The organism is Brucella sp. MAB-22 (assembly GCF_025908475.1).
In the GTDB taxonomy this organism is placed as follows: Bacteria; Pseudomonadota; Alphaproteobacteria; order Rhizobiales; family Rhizobiaceae; genus Brucella; species Brucella anthropi.
In genome coordinates, this window is sequence record NZ_CP109781.1 from 1,674,078 (window position 1) to 1,697,159 (window position 23,082).

Consider the following 23,082-nt stretch of genomic DNA (forward strand, 5'->3'; position numbering starts at 1 on the left):
TGTACGGCGCACCTGTCCCGGATGAGGGAACAAGGCAGCGGTTTTCCTGAAATATGCAGGAGCCGGCGCACCTGGAGCATTTCCAGTTTAAATTGAATCATTGGAAATGCTCCATCTCTTTGTTTCTACGCATTATCCTGCGCAAAACCGCTTCGCACTTTTGCTGGAAATGCTCTAGCCATTCCTTGGAAATCCCCGATCTGGAGGGACGCGGACATCCATGAAACAGCATAATCGCAGACTGGATATCGTTCTGGCTCTTGCACTCGCGGCATTTGTCTTGTTGCCGTGGTATCGCATAGACGACGGCTTTCTGAGCTTCGGCTGGCTCGCTGGAATGTTCGGTGATGGTGCAACAGCGCCCGGCCTTTGGCAGATAGCCTTCTTCGGGCGGCCTTGGATTGGCGCTGTTGCTGTATTCATGCTGCTTTGTGCCGGTGCCCGCTTGCTATTGCCTGTTGAACGTCGGAGCGGTGTTCTGATATGGGCGAGCCTTCTTGGTGTACTTTTCCTGGCGCTGCAAGGCTTGGCCATCGGTTTTTCCGGCTGGAACTGGGCCATCAGTGAAAACCTGTTCGGCGCACTTTCTGACGGCCAGCCGGCCTTCGGCGCTGGAGCAATCCTGACAGGGCTCTGTTTTCTGCTGATTTTCTCGTTTGGTCTCGCGGAACGCGGTGTGATGAAGGGGGACGCCTTCGTCGTTTCCTCTATCACCCTGCTGGTCGCATTGGTGGCTGTATTCGTCTTCTATCCTGTTATCAGCATGTTTGCCGGGTCGGTGCAGGATTTCGACGGTTCTTTCAAACCTGAGGGGTTTATCGGCAATATTCAAGATTCCTCGATCTGGAGTCTGGCCTGCGTTATAGGTGAGGGGCGATGCGGTGTTGCTTGGCGCACATTGTGGCTGGCGCTGATGACGGCAACCGGGTCCACAGTGCTGGGTCTTGCTTTTGCACTGGTTGCGACCCGCACAGGCTTCCCTTTCAAGAAAGGCTTACGGCTTCTCACCATATTACCGATCATCACGCCGCCCTTCGTTGTCGGTCTTGCATTGACACTGCTTTTTGGCCGCGCAGGCGTAGTGACGGAACAGATTTCCAATATATTCGGCGTGGAACCAGGCCGGTGGCTTTATGGTCTCACCGGCATATGGATCGCACAGGTCCTGTCTTTCACCCCGATTTCCTTCCTCGTACTTATCGGCGTTGTCGAGGGTGTGTCACCGTCGATGGAAGAAGCATCTCAAACTCTGCGCGCTGATCGCTGGCGTACGTTTCGCAGGGTTTCTCTGCCGCTGATGGCACCGGGACTTGCCAATGCGTTTCTCATTGCTTTCATCGAAAGTATGGCGGATTTCGGCAATCCGATGGTGCTCGGAGGCAGCAATGGGGTACTTTCGACCGAAATATTCTTTGCCGTGGTTGGTGCGCAGAACGATCCATCGCGCGCGGCAGTTCTCGCAATCGTGCTGCTCTGCTTTACATTGACTGCGTTTCTGATCCAGCGCGTCTGGCTCTCAGGCAAGAACTTCGCAACTGTGACCGGCAAAGGCGATTCCGGTATGCATGCCGGGCTGCCACGCGGCTTAAAGATCGGCGTTTATGCCCTTGTCATTCCTTGGATGATTTTCACCATCGTTGTTTACGCGATGATCCTTATCGGCGGCTTCGTGCGTCAGTGGGGGCTCGACAATACATTGACAGTCGAGCACTACGCGCGGGCGTTTTCCGTCAATTGGACAGAGAGTGGCATTGCGTGGACCGGTGTGGCATGGAATTCGTTCTGGACGACGATGGAAATCTCGCTGATTTCGGCTCCGCTGACTGCTGCTGTCGGGTTGCTAACGGCCTATCTGATCGTTCGCCAGCGCTTTGTTGGACGAAACGTCTTCGAATTCGCCTTGATGCTGAGCTTCGCAATTCCCGGCACCGTTATCGGTGTCAGCTACATCATGGCTTTCAATCTGCCACCGCTTGAAATGACTGGCACGGCGCTGATCCTGATTGCATGTTTCGTCTTCCGCAACATGCCAGTGGGTGTGCGTGGCGGCATCGCAGCAATGAGCCAGCTCGACAAGAGCCTCGACGAAGCCTCGCTGACGTTACGGGCAAACAGCTTCCGCACGATCCGCAAAGTCATTCTGCCACTGCTGCGTCCCGCAATCACAGCTGCATTGGTCTATTCCTTCGTGCGTGCCATCACGTCCATCAGCGCGGTTATTTTCCTCGTTTCGGCGCAATACAACATGGCGACATCCTACATTGTCGGTCTGGTCGAAAACGGTGAATTCGGCGTGGCTATTGCTTATTCATCGATGCTGATTGTGGTGATGATCGTGGTCATTACAGGCTTCCAGCTCCTCGTGGGTGAACGCAAACTCAGGCGCGAGAACCGCGTTGCGGCTGTCCCACCCGTCAAAACCGTTCGTCAGGAGAAAACCGCATGACTGCGATCCGTCCCGGCTCCGTTACATTTGAAAATGTCACCAAGAAATTCGGTAATTTTACCGCCTTGCCCGATCTGTCCCTGACCGTCGAGCCGGGAACTCTGGTGACGCTCCTTGGACCATCCGGTTGCGGCAAGACGACGACATTGCGGCTGCTGGCTGGGCTTGAACACCCGACTTCGGGTCGCATTCTGATCGGTGGCAAGGACGTGACCAATCTGCCAGCCAATGAGCGGGATGTATCCATGGTCTTCCAGTCCTATGCACTCTTTCCGCATATGAACTCGCTCGACAACGTGGCCTACGGCTTGGAATCTTCAGGTTTGAAAAGAGCGGAAGCGCGCGAACGTGCGGAAGAGGGGCTGAAGCTCGTCGGTCTGGCTGGAATGGGGCATCGCCTTCCGGCAGAACTGTCGGGTGGCCAGCAACAGCGCGTGGCCGTAGCGCGTGCCCTCGTGCTCGAACCGCAGGTTCTGCTTCTGGACGAGCCGCTTTCGAACCTCGACGCTCGCCTGCGCCGTCGGGTGAGGACCGAAATTCGTGAGTTGCAACAAAGGCTCGGGTTCACCGCCGTCTATGTCACGCATGATCAGGACGAGGCGCTTGCCGTTTCCGATACGATCATCGTCATGAAGGAGGGCAATATCGCACAGAAGGGAAGCCCTCGTGATCTCTATGAAACACCGGCCTCAGCCTTTATCGCGGATTTCATGGGAGAGGCGAATGTTGTGCCGTGTGAGGTGATGACGGCAGATGGGGGCGAAGCTGTCATTCGTGTGGGCAGCTTGACCCACCGGGTTACCGCGCGCAACGCTCGACCAGGTCCGGCGCAGCTTGCGATCCGGCCCAACGCGGTGACCTTGCAGCCAAAGGCTGGCGGCGGATTTCCCGGACGTGTCGCCCATTCGGCCTATCTTGGCGATCATATCGAGTATGAAATCGAGACCGAGCACGGCAAGCTTTTCATTGTCGATCCGGCGGTCGAGGAGGCTCTGCCGCCACAAACCGATGTATCGATCGAGTTCAAAACGCGCGGACTTGCCATTATCAATCAATAGGCGCAAAAACGTCGCGCCTTTCTTTATCTCTCATCGGAAAATCATCATGACTTCCCATCCCCGACAGGAACTAGAGGCGCGGCTGGCGCTTGCCGAAAAGATCGCGCGCGAGGCGGGCGCCAAGGCCCTCGACTATTTCAAGCAGCGTGAAACACTGGTTATCGAAACCAAGCGCGATCCGCAGGATGTGGTGTCGATTGCTGACAGGGACGTTGAACAGCTTATCCGTGCCCGTGTGTCGGAAGCGTTTTTTCAGGATGGTTTTCTGGGAGAGGAATACGGGTTGAATGAAGGCACTTCGGGTTACACATGGGTTGTGGATCCTATTGATGGCACCAGTCCTTTCGTCAACGGTATGCCGAACTGGTGTGTTTCCATTGCCGTTCTGAAAGACGGCGAGCCCGTCATCGGCGTAATACAGGCGCCGTGCTTCGACGAACTCTATGCTTCGGCAAAAGGCTTGGGTGCAACACTTGATGGAAAGAAGCTGGTTCTCGATCCGAGCCGCACGATCCGTAATTCGGTGACGGGTATCGGTGCCAACAACTACGTGACACCACAGGTAGTGGCAAAAATCGTAGAAGACCTGCTTGAGGCGGGCGGAACCTTTATCCGCAATGGTTCCGGCGCGCTGATGATCGCATATGTCGCGGCTGGCAGGCTGGTCGGATATTATGAGCCTTATATGCATGCCTGGGATTGCATGGCGGGCTTCTGTCTCGTGCGTGAGGCGGGAGGTTATGTGCATCCTTTTCCGGTAGACGGAGAACAGCTCACCAAAGGCAACAAGGTTTTCGTGGCTGCACCCGGTGCGGTGGAAGATCTGAGAAAAATCGCGCGTTTAAGCCCGAGATAAGCAAGGAGAGGACAGAAACAAAGAACGCCTAATTTCCTAAACTGTTTGTTTCGGTTTAGCTGAGAGGCCCTGATAACGTACTCGTGAATGTGTTTTATTTAACTAATGCAGGCCGCAATAATATGCTGGCATAGTGTTTCATTTGAAGGAAGGAAGCCTATGTCGGCAAACGGATGGACTGCTGCATATCAACCGATCATGCTCAGTATTTTACGTATCGTGGCAGCTCTTGTACTCTTCAGTTATGGTACGGAGAAGATACTTGGCTTTCCTTCAGGCCGTTCGCCAGCAATGTTCTCATTGTCGTGGACCGCGGGTGTCCTTGAGCTTGTTTTGGGCTTCACGTTGCTAATCGGTCTTTTCAGCCGGTTTTCTGCTTTCATTCTCTCGGGCCTGATGGCATGCGCCTATTTCATTGCTCATGCATCTCAAAGCTTTTTCCCAGGCCAGAATGGCGGTGTTGCTGCAATCCTGTTCTGCTTCATTTTTCTTTATCTGTTTATTGCCGGACCTGGCCCCCTGAGCATCGATGCATCGCGGGCGAACAATGCGCTGCCAGCCAGCCGATAGCGACGAACGACAGCTTATTGAAAAGCCCCGGATCCGGGGCTTTTCTGTTTACGGATTGTCGCGTTTGAAAATCCAGTCATGGTCGGGATGGTTCTTGAAGCGCCATTTGCGCAAGGGACCGGCCATCACATTGAGATAATACATCTCGTAGCCATAGGGCGCGCCACATGGATGGTGGCCTTTTGGTACAAGCACGACGTCTCCGTCAGAGACCGCCATGGTTTCATCAAGGCTTCCGTCTTCGGTGAAAACACGCTGGAAGCCGAAGCCCTGCGCCGGGTTGAGACGGTGATAATAGGTCTCTTCCAGATAGGTCATATCCGGAAAATTGTCTTCGTCGTGTCTGTGGGGTGGATAGGACGACCAGTTTCCCTGCGGTGTGAATACCTCGGTAACAAGAAGGCTATCGGCAACATCGCGGCTTTCCATTGCGATATTATGGATAAAGCGGGTATTGGCACCTTTTCCGCGTTGTTCAAGTGTCAAGCTTTCCGGCCCAAGCTTCTGTGCCTTGCGGCCTGGCTTGCCCGGTGCGGTGCAAACAGCCAGAACACAATCTGTCGTGGCGGTTGCATGCCAGTCGCTTTCAGCAGGCACATAGAGGCAGTGTGGCGGCAGTTTCTCGAACACGTTTAAGCGTTCACCCATCTCGCCGAAATCCTCGCCAGAAGCGGAAATCTTTGCCTTGCCTTCCACAAGAACAAGGATCACCTCCGTCGATCCGGTCTTTTCGGAGACACTCTCGCCGGATTTGAGACGAAAGAGCCCGAACCCGACATAACCCCATTTGGCGTTTTCCGGAGTGATGTCGTGGACCTTGCCATGCGTGCCGTTGGGCTTGCGCAACAAATTGGCCATGTCTCAGTCTCCTTTGTCGAGTCCTGCTTCGCGTGCGAATGATTTCAGCGATTTTAGCCCAAGTGACTGATACTGATACGGATTACGAATATCGGGGTCCTGTTCTGCTTCGATCACCAGCCAGCCTTGATAGGTTTTATCAGCAGCAACTTTCAGTACAGGTATGAAGTCGACGCCGCCATCCGCATCGCCCGGAACAGTGAAGACGCCGCGACGGACCCCCTCCAGAAACGACAGGCTCTGGTCGCGTACTTCAGTGGCCATCGCCGGGCGAACGTTCTTGGCGTGGATATGTCCGACGCGGTCCATATGCTTTTTCGCAACCCGCTCCGGGTCGCCACCACCGAACAGGCAGTGACCTGTATCGAGAAGAAGTTTCGCGTACGGTCCTGTATGCTGCATCAGAAGATCTATCTCGTCCTCGCTCTGCACTACCGTTCCCATGTGATGATGGTAGACAAGCGCGATACCTTGGGCGGCGGCATGTTCTGCCAGTGCTTCGACGCCCGCGCCGAATTCTTCCCAGCGCGCTTCTTCCAGCACTGGACGCTCAGACAGCGGCTTGTCGTTATCGCCGTGAATGGCATTCGACGTTTCGCAAACAATGATGACCTTCGAGCCCATCGCCTTCAGGAGGTCGAGCGCGGGCTGCATTGCCTTCTTTTCTTCTTCGACCGAATTCACCAGCAGATTGAGCGAATGCCAGCCCGATACATAGCGAAGCTTGCGAGGTTCAAGCACGGCTTTGAGTGCAGCCGGTTCCTGCGGAAATTTGTGACCTTTCTCGATTCCGTCGAAGCCGATCTCGGCGGTTTCATCGAGACATTGATCCAGAGTGATATGCGCACCGAGGTTGCGATCATCGTCGTTCGACCAGGCGATAGGATTGGTGCCATAGAGGATCATCGGTCAGTTTCTTTCTTTGAGCTTGGCTTCATAATCTTTACGCGCAGCACGTACCTGTTCGCGCTCCGAGACTTCCGGCACCGCGACATCCCACCACCAACCGCCAGTTTCAGGGGTCGGGTAAGGATCGGTATCGATAATGACGACAGTGGTTCGCGGGCTGTTGCGGGTTTCCGCCAAAGCCTCTTCCAGCTCGCGGATCGACCCTGCTTTCTTCGTATCGGCACCCATAGCTCCGGCATGGGCGGCGAAATCGATGTGCGACGGGTTCACGTGGCTCGAATGGTCGAGCAGGTTGTTGAACTCAGCGCCACCAGTCGCCATCTGCAGCCGGTTGATGCAACCGAAACCGCGATTGTCGGTAATAACGACCGTAATCTTCTGCCCCATCATGACGGCAGTGGCGAGTTCGGAATTGGCCATCATGTAAGAGCCGTCGCCGACCATCACGATGACGTCTCGATCCGGTTCGGCCATCTTGATACCAAGGCCGCCAGCTATCTCATAACCCATACAGGAGAAGCCATACTCCATATGGTAGGACATGGGGCGACCGGCTTTCCAGAGTTGGTGCAGTTCGCCCGGCATGGTGCCTGCCGCGCACATGACGACCGTGTTCTCTTGTGCCTGACGCTGTACCGCGCCGATCACCTGCATATCGGTTGGCAAAGCGTTGCCGTCACTGGGGGCAGCGGTAAACCCGTCTGCCGCCGCAAACCATTTTTCTTTCAACGCTGTGTCCGCAGGTTGGCGCTTATAGCTGCCAACCGCTTTCGAGAGCGCTTCAAGGCCAATCTTTGCATCGGCAACCAATGGAAGCGAACCGTGCTTGGAGCTGTCATAGGGTTGGACGTTTAGCGAGAGAAGCTTGCGCCCGGGATGTTTGAACAGCGCCCATGATCCGGTCGTGAAGTCCTGAAAGCGTGTGCCGACGCCGATCACAAGATCGGCTTCCGCCGCGATAGCATTGGCGCTGTCTGCCCCAGTCACGCCAACCGGACCAAAATTGAGCGGGTGATCCCACGGTAGCGCCGATTTGCCAGCCTGTGTCTCGATGACTGGAATGCCATGTGCTTCGGCAAAATTGTGCAACGCTTCGTGAGCGCCGGAGTAGTGCACTCCGCCGCCTGCAACGATAACGGGGTTAAGCGCTGCCTTGATTGCTGCCGCTGCGGCATTCAGTTCATTCTCATCCGGCGGTGGACGGCGCCAGTACCAGACTTTCTGTTCAAAGAACTCTTCCGGCCAGTCATATGCTTCCGTTTGCACATCCTGACAGAAAGCAAGCGTAACCGGCCCACAATCAGCAGGATCGGTCATGGTGCGGAAGGCGCGGGGCAGGGCAGTGAGAAGCTGTTCAGGCCGGGTGATCCTGTCGAAATAACGGCTGACCGGACGAAAACAGTCATTCACGGTCATAGTGCCGTCATTGAAGTCTTCGATCTGCTGCAGCACGGGATCAGGTCCACGATTGGCAAAGACGTCGCCGGGAATGAGGAGAATTGGTAGGCGGTTCACATGGGCAAGGGCTGCTGCAGTGACCATATTTGTTGCGCCGGGGCCGATGGAGGAGGTGACAGCACAGGCACGCATGCGGCCAAGCTGCTTGGTATAGGCAATGGCTGCATGGGCCATGGTCTGTTCATTATGGCCGCGCCATGTAGGCAGTTCTTCGCGAATGCCATGGAGGGCCTCGCCTAGTCCGGCCACGTTTCCGTGGCCGAAAATAGCCCAAACACCTGCGATAAAGGTCTCACCATCCGGCGTCATCTGATTGGCGAGGTAGCGCACCAATGCCTGTGCGGCGGTCAATCGAACGGTTTTCATAGCTCCTCCAGTTTCCTCCCGGCAGAACGAATTCAATATGTACGCACGCTGTCCCAGACGTTGCAAAGGCCACGATAGCGCATCACCATGTCGGCGATTGCTTCTTCGTCGCTGATCGAACCGTTCAGCCATTTGCGTGCCGCGTCACCAAAAATCGTACGTCCCACTGCAAAGCCTTTGACGAGGTCGAATTCGGCAGCAATTGCAAGACTGGCTTCCAGTTCTTCCGCTGGTGCATCCAGACCCAGAACAACAATACCGCGTGTGTGTGCATCATTGCGCGTGATCGCCTCACAGGCATTGGCCCAGGCCGCTCTGGTCTTCATGGGTTCTAGCTTCCACCAGTCGGGATAGACGCCGATTTCATAAAACCGCTCGATCACACGCGCAGTTGTGTCGTCATCGACGGGACCTGCTTTGGATGGGATGACTTCCAGCAGGAATTCCAGTCGGTTGCGCCGTGCGGCTGCAAAAAGACGTGAAACAGTTTCTTCCTGTTCTGCCTTGAATTCAGCTGTGTCATCCGGATGGTAGAAGCATAGCAACTTCACGACATTCTCGACAGGCCACTCGACCAGTCCACCGCAGTCTGGTCCGAGTTCCGGTTCCAGCTTGAGCGGACGCGAGCCGGGCCATTCGGTCGGACGTCCGATCCACAAGCCCGAACCGGCGGCCCGGTAAAGAGCATCGCGGCCCAGTCGACCATCACACAATATGCCGTAACCCTCATCCCCGTTTGCCACCTGCAAGGCCGCATTCAGGCAAAGCTGTTTGAACTCGCCAATCTTTTCCGTTGAAACGCTCGCCTCGGCGGCCATTTCTTCCAGTTGAATACGGTGATCAAAGGCAAAAACGCGCATATTTGGCCAGTGGCCGTTGCGATTGGTGGACCAATGTATCTGCTCCAGCGCGGCATCCTTGCGCAAAGCCTTGTTGCGAATGCCGGTACGGAAAAAATACTGAAGCTCTTCCCAGCTCGGATAAGCTGGCGTGCATCCATGTCGCGAGACTGCAAAGGCCCCACAGGCATTGGCTAATTTGAGGCTGGTAGGCCAGTCTTCGCCCTTCAACCAACCGCGCAAAAGCCCGGACATGAACCCGTCGCCCGCACCAAGCACGTTGAATACGTCAATCGGGAACCCTTCGCCGCTCTGTCCCTCGTCGAGGCTGTTAGGGATTGGGCCTTCGAAAACCACGGCTCCCATGGGGCCGCGTTTGCAAACCAGTGCAGCGTCCGTTACTGCGCGCACGGCTTTCAGCGCTTGAAGCGTGTCTGTCGAGCCGCCAGCAATATGAAACTCTTCTTCCGTGCCGACGATCAGGTCGAACAGATGCAGTGTCGATTGCAGTTTGGTCGTAACAGCTGCGGATTCGATAAAACGGTTTTCGCCGTCACCATGACCGGAAAGCCCCCAGAGATTGGGGCGATAGTCTATGTCGAGTGCCGTCCGGCTGCCATTGTCGCGTGCAAGACGGAGTGCTTTCAGAACAGCCGCTTCTGTCTTCGGATGTGATAGATGTGTGCCTGTAACCAGAATACAGCCAGCTTCGGCGATGAAGACCGGATCGATGTCGTCCTCGCACAATGCCATGTCGGCACAATTCTCGCGATAGAATATCAGTGGAAAATGCTGCTGATCGCGAATGCCGAGAATAACGAGCGCGGTCAGGCGTTCGGGATCGGTGACGATACCGCGTGTGTCCACGCCTTCGCGTTCCAGCTCGCCTAACAGAAAACGGCCCATATGCTCGTCACCAACACGGGTGATAAGTGCGGATTTAAGGCCCAGCCGTGCAGTCCCGGTTGCGATATTGGTAGGAGAGCCACCTACATATTTGTTGAAGGAGGCCATGTCTTCCAGAAGGCCGCCAACCTGTGCGCCATACAGGTCAACCGAAGATCGGCCAATCGTTATCAAGTCGAGCCGCTTCACTACAATCCTCCCTCGCTATTTTCTTATTGCTGCAAGGCTGTGCAAAATTCATGCACGCATAGCAGTTATTCCATTTTTGATTAAAATGGATTTATTATTCCATTTCAACTAAAAAATGGAATATGCACGGGAAGGATCAGTCGCTTTGACGTGCGGTGCCTACGGCTACAGCGAGCGCTATAGCAAGACAAAGCGTTGCGGAGAGTGAGCGGAAGGCGCCGAAATCCACCTCTGAAACGAGCAATGTCTGTTTGGCGGATTTACTCATCGGGCTGACAAACGTGTCAGTGATGCCGACGACGTCGATACCACGCGCAGCGACAGTTTCGGCCATTGCGACCGTTTCCGGTGAATAGGGGGAGAAGGTAATCGCCAGAAGCACATCACCTTCGCGAATAGCATGCAGGTTCTCCAGTTTGCCGACAGCACTATGCAGCATGGCAGGCACTTGCATCTTCTCCAGCGCGTAAGCCAGGTAGCTCGCGACGGGAAAAGCACGGCGGATGCCGACAATGTGGATTGTCTGCGCGCTGGCCAAAAGCTGAACGGCCTTTTCGAGTGCATCTGGATCAATGGTTTTGAGCAGCCCTTCAAGAGATGTGCGCCCTGCTTCGGCAAACTCGGCAAGAAGGGCAGGGGCGCTGCCGGTCGCCGTTTCTCGCAAATGTTGCAATCTGGTTGAATAGTCAGGCCAGCCGCCCGCATAGGAATCCCGGAACAGCTTCTGCATCTCCGAAAAGCCGGAGAAACCCATGATCTGGCAGAAACGCATGAAGGCTGAGCTCTGCACACCCGCACCTTCGGCCATCTCGGCGACGGTCGACACAGCGATACGGTCCTGGTTGGCGGCAACGAAATCGGCGCACTGTTTCAGCCTCTTCGGCAAACGGTCGGAAACCTCTAGCAGCTTCGCCTCGAATTCCTTGATATTCGTCGGAACGTTGATTGATGACGGGGCGGGGGAATCCATCAGTGGCCTTTCGATATGGTCTCTTGACAATCTTTATGTCACATTCTAGCAAAATAGAATAAATATTCTATAGTATATCTTCGTTTGACTGAAGATGGCCGTTTCCTGGGAGGATGAGGCAATGGTGACACGTCTGGCACTGCTCGGCGCGGGCCGTATCGGTAAGGTTCACGCAGGCGCAATCGCTGCGGACAAGCGGGCCCGATTGGTCGCGGTCGCAGACGCAAATGAGGCGGCGGCGCGAGCAATTGCTGATTCTGCCAGTGCGGAAGTCCGCAGTATCGACGCTATTGAGCAATCAGACGATGTGGACGCAGTGCTGATATGCACGCCGACCAATACCCACGCCGATCTTATTGAACGGTTTTCTCGCGTCGGCAAGGCTGTTTTTTGTGAGAAGCCGATTGATCTTGACATAGCGCGCGTTAGAGCCTGCCTCAATGTCATTCGAGAAACTGGCGCGAAAGTGATGCTGGGTTTCAATCGCCGTTTCGATCCCCATTTTGCAGCAGTGCACAAAGCCATCAAAGATGGGCGCATCGGCAATGTTGAAATGGTGACGATCACCAGCCGTGATCCGGGTGCACCGCCGGCAGAATATATCAAGGTATCCGGCGGTATTTTCCGCGACATGACGATCCATGATTTCGACATGGCGCGTTTTCTCCTCGGTGAGGAAATCGAGAACGTATCGGCCTCGGCTTCGGTGCTGGTCGATCCGAAAATTGGAGAACTTGGCGATTATGATAGTGCAAGCGTCATTTTGACGACTGCTTCCGGCCGCCAGTGCGTTATTTCCAATTCGCGCCGCGCTTCCTATGGCTACGATCAGCGCATTGAAGTCCATGGATCGCTCGGTGCTGTTTCGGCGGAAAACCAGCGTCCGATCTCGATAGAAATCGCTTCTAAAGACGGTTATAACCGTCCACCATTGCATGATTTCTTCATGACCCGCTACACGGCTGCTTATGCAGCGGAAATCGCCTCGTTTATTGATGCGCTGGACACCGGTAAGGCGCCGCATCCTTCAGCCGAAGATGGATTGCAAGCTTTGGCTCTGGCTGAGGCGGCACTTCGTTCGGTCAGGGAAGACCGCACTGTCAAAGTTGCGGAAGTTCTCGGATAAGGCGGTAATTTTGTTTGCCTTTTCTCGCAATCGGCTGCGATATGCGGGGCATGGCCTACAAGATCGATGATTTGCCGTTCGGAGAATTTTTCGTACCCGTGAGCAAAGCTACGGCAGCTCTGGTGCGGCTCGACGAACGACTTTTGCGCTCGCCCATTCGCGAAGGGATGCTCGAGCGAATGCATATGCACGATGCCGTCGCTTCGATGTGGCTTGAAGGCGAACTGGTACATATGGAAGACTTGGTCTTGCATGATGCCTTGATGGACAGCCGGATGCCTAGTCACGCCCTGACCATCGCACATGCGGTTTTGCGCATGCGTCGGCAGATTGCTGGAAGACCTGCAGATTGGGCTCTTGACCCTGCTGGTGTTCAGCAATTGCTTGGCCGCACGGTTGATACCGTGCCCTCTGGAATTGAGCCATCCGGGGCAATGGACGACGATGATGTTGATCCGCTGCTTGATGACATCGACAATTTGCTTGCGCGAACTGATGCTCTTTTGAAGGGAACTGTCTCAAACAGGTCGAAGCCGGAAGTCGTCGCGCGCGATACGTTACTCTACGACGACGACTGGGATGAGGATGCGCGTTTGCAGGAATGGCGAGGCTGTCTTACAGCGACAAGGCATTTGCCGCCCCTTATGCGCGCCGCATTGATCCACGACGCGTGGTTTTCTCTGGAAGTTGTGCAGCGATCGTCATGGATTGGTCGGTTGCTGACTGCCGCCTTCTTGCGTCAGAGTGGCCTTGCAATCGGTCATTTGCCAGCAATCAGTCTTGGTCTCCGCGCGAAACGACCGGATGAACGACGCTCACCTAACCGTCTTGTCCGTCTCAGGGCGTTTTTTGAAAGTATCGAAGATGCAGCCGATACGACCATGAAGGAGCATGACCGGCTGCTGCTGGCGCGCGAACAGATGCAGCGTAAGCTCAAGGGGCGCAGGTCCAATTCGCGATTGCCGCAACTGATGGATATGGTTCTGCGCAGTCCCGTTATTTCCAGCCAGATGGTGGAGAAGGAATTGCAGGTTACGCAGCAAGGGGCTTTGAAGCTGATCTCGGAACTCAATCTGAGAGAAGTCACCGGGCGCGGACGGTTTCGCGCCTGGGGAGTTCTCTAGGCCAGCTTCATGCAGTTGCCGCGAAGATGGTCAGCAAAGAGCTGAAACTCGTTGCGGCGGGCGGCGTTGGAGCGCCAGACGAGAACCAGTGACCGATAATTGTTCTTGCCCTCATAAGGAACAATGCTCACCTCCGTTCCGCGCGTGGCTCCGGCTTTGACCGCCACTTCAGGCAGCAGCGTAACACCCATCCCGAAATCGACAAGTTGCACCAACGTCATGATGGATGTGGCATGAACGTCACCGCTTGCTTGGGCCGGTGTGGACCCTATGGCGGCCATGACGTGTTCCCGAAGGCAATGCCCGGTTTCCAGCAGCAGAAACGGCTGGTCCTGCAAGTCGTCTGCATCGACCTGTTCGCGATTGGCCAGCGCATGATCGCGCCGCACCGCCAGATAGAAGATGTCCCGACCAAGCTCTGCTATCTCAAATTCATCGAGGTCGTAGGGATGGGCGACCAGTGCTACATCGAGCGAACCTGAACGCAAGCTGTCGAGCAGCGACCGAGTGAGACCTTCACGAATGGTCAATTGCAATTCGGGAAAGGCTTTAGCGGTCGCAGGCAGGACTTTAGGCAGCAGAAAAGGCGCTATAGACGGAATGACGCCCATTCGCAGTCTGGTCGTCAGCGGTCGTTCAGCTTGTCGCGCGTGTTCGGGCAATTCTTCAATGAGGGCTATAATCGTACGAGCGCGTGCCAGAAAATCTTCACCGGCAGGCAAAAGCTGCATTCGTCTGCCAGAACGATCAATCAACGTTACGCCAAGTTCTGTTTCAAGCGCCTGAATAGCTGCACTTAATGTCGATTGGGTAACGCCCACGACCTCAGCTGCACGCGAAAAGGACCCCGCTTTGACAAGGGCCATAAAGTAATGGAGCTGGCGGACGCTGATATTGAGCATTGCTTCTTTCGACTTTGCTCCATCGTTAAAATCGATGGATTTGATCGTTATAATCGCTTTGACCGATTTAACAAGAATCCCTATATATGACTCGTAGTCGGAAAATTCTGTAAGTTCAGAAATTTCCGCATAACAATTGAATTTACAGGCAGGTATAAAATGCTCGGTATCGGCGATAAGCTTCCCTCCTTCAAGGTCACCGGCGTAAAGCCCGGTTTCAACCATCACGAAGAAAACGGCGTTTCGGCATTTGAAGAAATCACCGAAGCAAGCTTTGCGGACAAGTGGAAGGTTATCTTCTTCTACCCGAAGGATTTCACCTTTGTTTGCCCGACCGAGATTGCCGAATTTGCGCGTCTTGCATCGGATTTCGAAGACCGTGACGCAGTCGTCCTGGGCGGTTCGACCGACAATGAGTTCGTGAAGCTCGCATGGCGTCGCGATCACAAGGATCTCGACAAGCTGCCGATCTGGTCGTTTGCCGACACCAATGGTTCGCTGGTCGATGGCCTCGGCGTTCGTTCGCCAGATGGTGTTGCGTACCGCTACACCTTCGTTGTCGATCCGGACAACACGATCCAGCACGTTTACGCAACCAATCTCAACGTTGGTCGCGCTCCCAAGGATACGTTGCGCGTTCTCGATGCGCTGCAGACCGATGAGCTCTGCCCATGCAACCGTGAAGTCGGTGGCGAGACGCTCAAGGCTGCCTGATAGGCCCTGATTGGTTTGCAGAAAGGCGGGTCAAGGCCCGCCTTTCTTTTATCTAGAGCGGTTCCGGTTAAAACGGAATCGTTGGAACCGCTCTATCTCTTTGTTTTCGGCATGTCTTTACCCCAAAACCGGTTCCCACTTTCGGGAGACATGCTCTAGTATCCAAATGACAGATAAAGAGGGTTCCATGTCCATTGATGATCTGAAGTCAAAGATCCCGGATTTCGCCAAGGACGTTCGTCTTAATCTTTCGTCGATGGCAAGCGACGAAACTCTGACACCGCAACAGAAATACGGCCTGTTCGTCGCCTGCGGCATTGCTTCTCGTAATGCCGACGTGCGCAAGGCGCTTGTTGCCGAAGCCGCTGCCAAGGTCGATGCCTCCGTCATTCAGGCGGCAAAATCTGCTGCGTCGATCATGGGCATGAACAATGTCTATTACCGCTTTGTGCATCTTGCGACCAACAAGGACTACCGCACCATGCCAGCGAAGCTGCGCATGAATGTGATCGGTAATCCGGGTGTCGATAAGATTGACTTCGAACTCTGGTCGCTGGCCGTATCTGCTATCAATGGCTGCGGCATGTGCATCGATGCGCATGAGGATGTTTTGCGCAAAGCCAATGTGACGTCGGAAACTATCCAGACCGCCGTGCGTTTTGCGTCGATTATCCAGTCAGTGGCTATTGCGCTGGAAGCAGCTGACACAGAATAAAAGCTGCAAGCTCCCTAAAAAGAAAAGCCCACGTGGATCGCTCCACGTGGGCTTTTTCGTTTCGGAAGTTCGTTATTCGCCGCGCTTGAACGAGATAAAGGCAAAACCGATCAGCGAGATCACAGCTGCGGCAGACATGTAATAGCCGACATAGTCGAAGCTATAATGTGTTGCGAGCCAGGTTGCGATGTAAGGCGCTACTGAAGCACCCAGAATGCCTGCCAGATTAAAAGTCAGCGAAGCACCAGTGTAACGAACCGAGGTTGGGAATGGCTCGGCCAGAGCAGCGCCAATCGGACCGTAGGTCAGACCCATCAGGCCGAAGCCGATGACGAGGAATGCGAGTACGCCGGCCGTACCAGCCATGAACAAAGGCGCCATGATGAAGCCGTAGAGGCCGATCAGAACGGTGACGATGATCATGACCGGACGCATGCCGAAGCGGTCTGACAGCAGGGCCGCTACCGGGATCATGAGGCCGAAGAAGATTACGCCAATCATCTGAAGAATAAGAAATTCTTCGCGGCTGTAACCAAGGGCGCGCGTGCCCCAACCCAATGAGAAGACTGTCATCAGATAGAACAGGACGAAGGTTGCAACCGCACCGATCGTGCCGAGGAACAGGCTCATCTTGTGCTTTTTGAATAGAGTTGCGACCGGTACTTCGACGCGTTCAGCTTTGTCGATTGCTTTCTGGAATTCTGGCGTTTCAGCGATTTTCAGTCGGATGAACAAGCCTACACCAACCAGAAGTGCACTGGCGATGAACGGAATGCGCCAGCCGAAAGCGAAAAACTGTTCTTCAGTGAGAGCTTCTGCCAGAACGAGGAAGATGCCCGTTGCCAGAATGAAGCCAACTGGCGCGCCAAGCTGCGGGAACATGCCGTACCAGGTACGCTTGCCTTCGGGTGCGTTTTCAGTTGCGAGCAGCACTGCACCACCCCATTCACCGCCAAGACCAAGCCCCTGGCCCAGACGGCAGAGAGCGAGCAAAAGGGCGGCCCAGACGCCAATCGAATCATAGGTTGGCAGGAAGCCGATGGCGACGGTGGAAATGCCCATGGTCATGAGCGCTGCAACGAGCGTCGCTTTGCGTCCAACCTTATCGCCAAAGTGACCAAACAGAGCACCACCGATAGGGCGGGCGAAGAAGGCAATCGCAAAGGTTGCCAGAGACTGGAGAAGCGCGGAATTGCCGTCGCTCGCAGGGAAGAACAGATGCGGGAATACGATCACCGCAGCGGTGGCATAAATATAGAAGTCAAAGAATTCGATCGTGGTGCCGATCATGCTCGCGGCCAGAACTCGGCGCGCGGAATTTTTCTGCGGGGCAACCGCTACAGCGACAGTCATTGTTTCAGATCCAATATTTACGGGCCGTCTAAATTTGGGGGAGGAGCCCGAGATACGGCTTCTTTAAAACCGCGGGGTATGGAATCGCAAGCAAAAAACGGCTTTTGAGCAACTTTATGATTTCGAATAGGCGATTTTGGAAAGAAAAGCGAAAGTGGGTAAAATTCCCGTCAGTGCTCCGTCAGGTCTTTTAATTGCCGTAACGGACGACTAGATTTCCAATGTCGTCCGTTTGGAAGCAAAGATGTATCGAGCACAGTACGATATCGGTTTCAGGAATACAGCACGAGGCCATGCGGTCTTGTGTTCGCCCTCCCGCGTGCTCGTGACAATGCTTTCGTTCGTGTTTCTTCTCTCAGTGCAACTCTGTTACGCAATGGCGCATGACATGCCATCTGTGCAGACAGTTTCTGATTGCAGTTTGAGCCTGCCGCATCACATGGACGATTCGTCGATGCCGTCGAGCATGGATAAATCTGCCCCAGTGGATCACGGCGCCAAAGCACCCAATGCTTGTGTCATGATGATTTGTGGCTGCGTCGTTCAGCTTGGCACGAATTTGCGTGCCTTTACTCCTGTTCTGGATTTTGGTTTGCCGCCGCTTGTCGCGGCACTTAGCGGCAAAATGCCGAATGGAGATTTGCGGCCTCCCATACTGCTTCCGGCTTGATCTGAAAATCGCCGCCAAAGGTTTGGCGGTCATGAGATTATTGTCTGGAGAATAACCATGACTGGAATTACACGTCGTCGCCTGCTGTCTCTTGGGGCAGGGGCCGCTTTTCTAACCGCTATTCGCCCTTTTGACAGCATTGCCCAGGACGCGCACATGGGCCACGGCGCTGCTTCCTCAGCAACCGCCACGGCTGGACGGCCTTTGCCCTTACCGCCGTTGATCGAACCGGACGCATCGGGCGTTGTTGAACTGAAAGTGCAGACAGGTCGGCACAGCTTTGAAGAAGGAAGCGAAGCGGCATCTGCTGGCATCAATGGTGCCTATCTCGGCCCCCTCGTCCGTCTGAAGAACGGCGAAACGGTCACTCTTTCCGTTGAAAATGGCATGGATGAAGAGACTACACTTCATTGGCATGGGCTTTTCGTTCCGTCCGTACTCGACGGCGGGCCACATAATCTGATTGAGGCGGGTGCAGAATGGAAGCCGAAAGTTACGGTTAACCAGCCAGCCTCGTTCAACTGGTTCCATCCGCATTTGCACGGCAACACCGCCCGCCAGGCGCATATGGGTATTGCCGGTTTGATGGTGGTTACTGACGGCAAGGATGCTGAGCGCGGACTACCAGAAGATTACGGAGTGGACGATATTCCGCTGGTGCTTCAGGATCGCCGGGTGATTGAAGGTGATAAGGTCTATCAACCGGATATCATGGACTTGATGCATGGTTTCCGAGGTGACAAGCTTATCGTGAATGGTGTCGTTTCACCGGAAGCACGTGTTCCCGTCTCCATTGTCCGCCTGCGTATCCTGAACGGCGCCAATGCGCGAAATTTTCATGTTCGTCTGAGCGACAATCGGCCTTTGCTTGTCATAGCGTCTGATGGCGGCTTCATTGGAAAGCCAGAAGCGGTCGAAAGGCTGACCATCAGCCCCGGCGAGCGCTACGAGGTTCTGGTTGATTTCTCCAAGGGTGAAGCCGCTGATTTGTTGACCTATGGGGATGACAGCGGCGGTGACGATCTGCACTTGATGCGGTTTGTCGTGGACAGCTCCTTGCGAGGGAAAATCACGGCAGTTCCAGATCGTCTTGATGGTCCTGATGCAGCCGATGAAAAACTATCCGTAAAACGCCGTTCATTTTTCTTCGATGAACGCATGGCGGAAAATATGAAACTGATGATGGCAAAGCCGTCAGCTGATCCTCATGCCGGGCATAATATGGGCAATATGGATATGAGCTCGATGTCCAGCGCCATGGATCATGAAATGCACGGTGCCAGAACTTCTGCCGATGCGGGGCCTGCGCTTGAAGCTCTGACCTCGGGTGTGGAAATGGCAATCGCGGGTAAACCGTTCGACATGGATCGTATTGATGTCGAGGCTAAACTTGGCTCCTGGGAGATTTGGGATCTCACAACCAAGGAGATGCCACACCCATTCCATATCCATGGAGCCTCATTCCGCATTCTTTCCCTGAATGGCAAGGCTCCGCCCGTGCACCAGTCGGGATGGAAGGATACTGCTTTGATCGATGGCAAGGCCGAAATACTTGTCCATTTTGACCGTGAGGGAGCGAAGAGCCACCCGTTCATGTTCCATTGCCATGTGCTGGAACATGAAGATGTGGGCATGATGGCTCAGTTCGTAACGGTATAATCCGGCTGGACCGCGTGTCAGGCGTTTGTCACGCGGTCCTCACACGGAAGATTTATTTTCGAACAATTTCTGACGGTGTGCGTTGTCCTCTCATCACGAATTATCGCGATCAGGAGGAAATGATGCAGCCGTTATTGATAGCTTCAGCAATGATGCTTCTGACAGTTCCAGCCGCTGCGGCGGATGTGAGTGTCAAACTCTACGAAGCTCTGCCGACGGGGCAGGGGAAGGAAATCGGCACCGTCACGATCTCGCAGACTGCGGACGGATTACAATTCAAACCCGATTTGCGTGGCCTTCCAGCGGGTGAGCACGGTTTTCATGTCCATGAGAAAGGAAGCTGCGCCCCCGGCGAACAAGATGGAAAAACTGTTCCGGCGCAAGCCGCCGGTGGGCACTACGACCCCTCACATTCCAAGCATCACATGGGGCCGGAAGGCGAAGGACATCTTGGTGATTTGCCTTTGCTCAAAACAGATGCCGCGGGCAATGTAACGCAAAGCGTCACGGCTCCGCGTCTCAAGTCACTGGATGAAATCAAAGGTAGAGCTTTGATGGTTCATGTTGGTGGCGACAATTATTCCGACGAGCCCAAGCCACTTGGCGGCGGCGGAGCACGGTTTGCCTGCGGTGTGATCGAATAGTCTGGAGCGCAGATCTATCCCCAGTTCTCGATGCGGATTTTGGAACCATCTGAAAAGCGCGATATATGAAACGCTGAAGGATCGACAACTGGCGTTTCTCCCGTGACCATATCGGCCACAAGCTTACCTGCGCCTGGGCCGATACCGAAGCCATGCCCTGAAAAGCCTGTCGCTACGATCGCCCCTTCCACGCCTGGAAGGGGTGAAATGACCGGAATGACATCCGGCATTGTGTCAATGAGGCCTGCCCATTCCTGCGCTATTGTGGCCGACGCGAAAGAAGGAATTGCCTGCTTCAGTTTTGCAAGGACCTGAGTATTCGCTGCCTTGTGTGGAGCGGGGTCGAGCGTGCGGATTTTCTCGAAGATGGAGACCTGATCGGCAGGACGAAGTTTCCACTGGAATGCTTCCTCGAAGAAACGTTCGCCAAACCGGAATCGCAACGACCGCCACTCGGTCGAAAGCGATGGTATGAAATCGCGGAAGAAGCGAAAGCTGTCGGGCACGATATCGGCGATGGAGCCTCCAAGGCTTGCGACTGTATAACCTCCGTCCAGCCTTCTGCGCAGTGCAAAATCTGAAAATGCAATTGCAGGTTCCACACCGGCATCAATAGGTGCTGTACGGAATACGGATGAACGAACTTTCAATTGCGGCAGATGGGCATCAAAAGCGGAAACGATAAGTCTGGACCAGGCCCCGCCCGCGATGACCACTGCTTCACAGCGCAGGCGGCCGTTTTCGGTGAGGACAGCCGTCACCCGACCATTGGTCGTCTCGATACCGCGCACCGCACAATTTTGCAGGATGACAGCACCATTCTCTTGTGCTTTTGCTGCAAATGCCGGAACGGCCTTTTGCGGTTCCGCGCGACCGTCGAGTGGCGTAATCATGCCGCCTGCGAGATGTCGATTGACGCCCGGTGCAAGTGCTGCAGCTTGCTCAGTATTGAGAAGTTGTGTTTCGATACCGTGTTCGCTGGCGATTTTTATCCATTCACCATAAAGAGCCATTTGCTCTTCTTTTTCAGCTGTATAGGCAATCCCGGTAACGCGAAAGCCCGTTTCACGACCTGTGCGTTCGTTCATGCCATCCCATAGCCGCATGCTCTCGACGATGAGCGGCATTTCGCGGCTGTCACGGCCTGTGCGGCGGCACCAGCCCCAGTTACGGCTGGACTGTTCGCCAGCAATCTCTCCCTTTTCAAGAAGAGCGACGGGAATACCGCGTTCGGCCAGGAAGAGGGCTGTAGAAACACCAATAATGCCGCCGCCAATGATGGCGATTTTGGTTTCCTGCGGCAAGCTTTCGGCTGTCGCCACCTTATCCGTGACCGGCCCCATTTCGGTATTCTCCTGCAATGCGATTGGGTGATTTGGGTATGTGGAAGCATGGTGAGCATGGCCCGCTTTTTGTTCGCGATCAACCAGATAACCCATTCGAAAAATACTCAATTACGATATTCCTGAGATATTCTATCCTGTTTTGGTAGCTTTCTGGAGAATGTGTCTCTATATCCGCCTGAACTGCAATCTGGACACGCGATCTTGCTTATGGACGCACGCAACCCGCATGATGAACGACAGGTCTCCGGTCATTCCGGTCCGGCGCTGACGCTATCCGGTGTCGGTCGCCAGTTTGGCGCAGTGCGTGCGCTTGATGACGTGTCTCTTGATGTTCATGCGGGTGAGATCATTTGTCTGGTTGGTCATTCGGGCTGCGGCAAGACCTCCCTGTTGCGCATCATCGCTGGTATCGATGCTCCAGATAGCGGAACACTCACGATGGGAGGCAAGACGCTAGTCGGACCATCTGTTTTTATTGAGCCGGAAAAGCGGAACGTTGGTGTGGTCTTTCAGGACTACGCCTTGTTTCCGCATCTGACGGTCAAAGAAAATATCCTGTTCGGCTTGCGAAGAATACCCCGCGACGAAGCGAACGCACGAGCAGCCGAGCTTCTCGAACTGGTGTCGCTCTCCCATATGGCGGATCGCTATCCGCATATGCTGTCGGGCGGTGAGCAGCAGCGTGTTGCTCTTATCCGTGCCCTTGCTCCGAACCCACATCTTCTACTGATGGACGAGCCGTTTTCAAACCTCGACAGAGGTCTGCGTGCCCGGGTTCGCCGTGAGACGGTGGCTTTGTTAAGGGAACTTGGAACGACAGCGATTATCGTAACGCACGAAGCAGAAGAAGCATTGTCGACTGGGGATAGTGTGGTGTTGATGCGCTCCGGCAAGATAGTTCAAAGCGGTCCGGCACGCGAACTCCATGACCGACCAACGAACCGTTATGCCGCAGATTTTTTCTGCGACTTCAATATGATATCGGGCAAAGCTGAAGACGGTAAACTGGCTACTCCCTTTGGAGAGCTTGCTCTGGCTGAACAGCTTGAACCAAATGCCGAAGCGTTTGTTTATCTGCGTCCGCGAGACTTCTCGATTCTGTCCGATGCTGAATCCAACGAAGCTGTGCTGCATGGACATATTGAATCACGAACGTTTCTCGGTGAAATCGAAGAATTGGTTGTACGGGTGACTGATGCTGCGCCGTTGTTGCGGGTGCGTACAGAATTGAGGCTTCCGGCCTCTGCGACCGATATTTTTTTATGCCCACATTGGGATAAGGCGCTCATTTTCCCCAAGTGATGGAAAATATACGCCGTTAGAGTTGCATGGGTAATTGACCGTCAGCGAGCCTCACCGTATAACTTGATTAGTCCGCTCATAATTCAAAATGAACCATGTCCA

The 23,082-nt window shown here is 54.6% G+C and carries 20 protein-coding genes; 12 read left to right on the forward strand and 8 right to left on the reverse strand.

Going from position 1 to position 23,082, the window contains the following annotated elements; all coding sequences use genetic code 11:
- The first annotated feature begins 220 nt into the window (after positions 1-220).
- The 4 genes from OHI65_RS07740 to OHI65_RS07755 all read left to right on the forward strand — a co-directional run bounded on the left by OHI65_RS07740 (position 221) and on the right by OHI65_RS07755 (position 4,930).
- Positions 221-2,446, forward strand: a complete 2,226-nt coding sequence (locus tag OHI65_RS07740; protein ID WP_125301165.1) for an ABC transporter permease — start codon at positions 221-223, stop codon at positions 2,444-2,446.
- On the forward strand, positions 2,443-3,504 hold the full coding sequence (locus OHI65_RS07745) for an ABC transporter ATP-binding protein (RefSeq protein WP_125301164.1): 1,062 nt from the start codon (positions 2,443-2,445) through the stop codon (positions 3,502-3,504). Before OHI65_RS07740 ends, OHI65_RS07745 begins: the two co-directional genes overlap by 4 nt.
- Before the next feature lie 46 nt (positions 3,505-3,550).
- Positions 3,551-4,360 carry an inositol monophosphatase family protein gene (locus tag OHI65_RS07750; RefSeq protein WP_125301163.1) on the forward strand — a complete coding sequence of 270 codons (810 nt, stop codon included), beginning with the start codon at positions 3,551-3,553 and terminating at the stop codon, positions 4,358-4,360.
- Positions 4,361-4,519: 159 nt separating this feature from the next.
- Complete coding sequence (locus OHI65_RS07755) at positions 4,520-4,930, forward strand: DoxX family protein (protein ID WP_125301162.1); 411 nt, start codon at positions 4,520-4,522, stop codon at positions 4,928-4,930.
- A gap of 48 nt (positions 4,931-4,978) precedes the next feature.
- Here OHI65_RS07755 and iolB read toward each other — a convergent pair whose 3' ends face one another.
- The 5 genes from iolB to OHI65_RS07780 form a co-directional block, all read right to left on the reverse strand.
- Positions 4,979-5,788, reverse strand: coding sequence for a 5-deoxy-glucuronate isomerase (gene iolB, locus OHI65_RS07760; protein ID WP_125301161.1), 810 nt, complete (start codon positions 5,786-5,788; stop codon positions 4,979-4,981).
- A gap of 3 nt (positions 5,789-5,791) precedes the next feature.
- On the reverse strand, positions 5,792-6,694 hold the full coding sequence (gene iolE / locus OHI65_RS07765; RefSeq protein WP_012093197.1) for a myo-inosose-2 dehydratase: 903 nt from the start codon (positions 6,692-6,694) through the stop codon (positions 5,792-5,794).
- A gap of 3 nt (positions 6,695-6,697) precedes the next feature.
- Complete coding sequence (gene iolD / locus OHI65_RS07770; protein WP_264358629.1) at positions 6,698-8,521, reverse strand: 3D-(3,5/4)-trihydroxycyclohexane-1,2-dione acylhydrolase (decyclizing); 1,824 nt, start codon at positions 8,519-8,521, stop codon at positions 6,698-6,700.
- Positions 8,522-8,553: 32 nt separating this feature from the next.
- Positions 8,554-10,455, reverse strand: coding sequence for a bifunctional 5-dehydro-2-deoxygluconokinase/5-dehydro-2-deoxyphosphogluconate aldolase (locus tag OHI65_RS07775; protein WP_125301159.1), 1,902 nt, complete (start codon positions 10,453-10,455; stop codon positions 8,554-8,556).
- A gap of 136 nt (positions 10,456-10,591) precedes the next feature.
- Positions 10,592-11,425, reverse strand: coding sequence for a MurR/RpiR family transcriptional regulator (locus OHI65_RS07780; RefSeq protein WP_010659022.1), 834 nt, complete (start codon positions 11,423-11,425; stop codon positions 10,592-10,594).
- A 121-nt stretch (positions 11,426-11,546) separates the two neighbouring features.
- Here OHI65_RS07780 and iolG point away from each other — a divergent pair, with 121 nt between their 5' ends.
- Together iolG and OHI65_RS07790 are read left to right on the forward strand one after the other, a co-directional pair.
- Positions 11,547-12,551 carry an inositol 2-dehydrogenase gene (gene iolG, locus OHI65_RS07785; RefSeq protein WP_012093194.1) on the forward strand — a complete coding sequence of 335 codons (1,005 nt, stop codon included), beginning with the start codon at positions 11,547-11,549 and terminating at the stop codon, positions 12,549-12,551.
- Between the two features lie 50 nt (positions 12,552-12,601).
- A complete protein-coding gene (locus OHI65_RS07790; protein ID WP_125301221.1) occupies positions 12,602-13,675 on the forward strand; it encodes an RHE_PE00001 family protein in 1,074 nt (357 codons plus the stop codon).
- Here OHI65_RS07790 and OHI65_RS07795 read toward each other — a convergent pair.
- Positions 13,672-14,577, reverse strand: a complete 906-nt coding sequence (locus tag OHI65_RS07795; RefSeq protein WP_125301158.1) for a hydrogen peroxide-inducible genes activator — start codon at positions 14,575-14,577, stop codon at positions 13,672-13,674. The genes OHI65_RS07790 and OHI65_RS07795 overlap by 4 nt on opposite strands.
- Before the next feature lie 159 nt (positions 14,578-14,736).
- On the opposite strand from OHI65_RS07795, the gene OHI65_RS07800 reads away from it, so the two are divergent.
- Both OHI65_RS07800 and OHI65_RS07805 read left to right on the forward strand, forming a co-directional pair.
- A complete protein-coding gene (locus OHI65_RS07800; protein WP_012093191.1) occupies positions 14,737-15,291 on the forward strand; it encodes a peroxiredoxin in 555 nt (184 codons plus the stop codon).
- Between the two features lie 187 nt (positions 15,292-15,478).
- Positions 15,479-16,006: a carboxymuconolactone decarboxylase family protein gene (locus tag OHI65_RS07805; protein ID WP_010659017.1), complete on the forward strand. Its 528-nt coding sequence runs from the start codon at positions 15,479-15,481 to the stop codon at positions 16,004-16,006.
- A 72-nt stretch (positions 16,007-16,078) separates the two neighbouring features.
- On the opposite strand, the gene OHI65_RS07810 is transcribed toward OHI65_RS07805, so the two are convergent.
- Positions 16,079-17,359, reverse strand: coding sequence for an MFS transporter (locus tag OHI65_RS07810; protein ID WP_029927110.1), 1,281 nt, complete (start codon positions 17,357-17,359; stop codon positions 16,079-16,081).
- A gap of 244 nt (positions 17,360-17,603) precedes the next feature.
- Between OHI65_RS07810 and OHI65_RS07815 the strand changes: the two genes are divergently transcribed.
- The 3 genes from OHI65_RS07815 to sodC all read left to right on the forward strand — a co-directional run bounded on the left by OHI65_RS07815 (position 17,604) and on the right by sodC (position 20,332).
- The gene (locus tag OHI65_RS07815; protein ID WP_125301157.1) at positions 17,604-18,029 is read left to right on the forward strand and encodes a hypothetical protein; all 426 of its coding nucleotides are present in this window, start codon (positions 17,604-17,606) and stop codon (positions 18,027-18,029) included.
- A gap of 57 nt (positions 18,030-18,086) precedes the next feature.
- Positions 18,087-19,688, forward strand: a complete 1,602-nt coding sequence (cueO, locus tag OHI65_RS07820; RefSeq protein WP_125301156.1) for a multicopper oxidase CueO — start codon at positions 18,087-18,089, stop codon at positions 19,686-19,688.
- A 122-nt stretch (positions 19,689-19,810) separates the two neighbouring features.
- On the forward strand, positions 19,811-20,332 hold the full coding sequence (sodC, locus tag OHI65_RS07825; RefSeq protein ID WP_125301219.1) for a superoxide dismutase family protein: 522 nt from the start codon (positions 19,811-19,813) through the stop codon (positions 20,330-20,332).
- Positions 20,333-20,346: 14 nt separating this feature from the next.
- Here the strand turns inward: sodC and OHI65_RS07830 are convergent, their stop codons facing one another.
- Positions 20,347-21,675: an NAD(P)/FAD-dependent oxidoreductase gene (locus OHI65_RS07830; RefSeq protein ID WP_012093186.1), complete on the reverse strand. Its 1,329-nt coding sequence runs from the start codon at positions 21,673-21,675 to the stop codon at positions 20,347-20,349.
- Between the two features lie 210 nt (positions 21,676-21,885).
- Here OHI65_RS07830 and OHI65_RS07835 point away from each other — a divergent pair, with 210 nt between their 5' ends.
- Positions 21,886-22,980 (forward strand): ABC transporter ATP-binding protein, encoded by a 1,095-nt coding sequence (locus OHI65_RS07835; RefSeq protein ID WP_012093185.1) that lies wholly within the window; start codon positions 21,886-21,888, stop codon positions 22,978-22,980.
- The last annotated feature ends 102 nt before the right edge of the window (positions 22,981-23,082 follow it).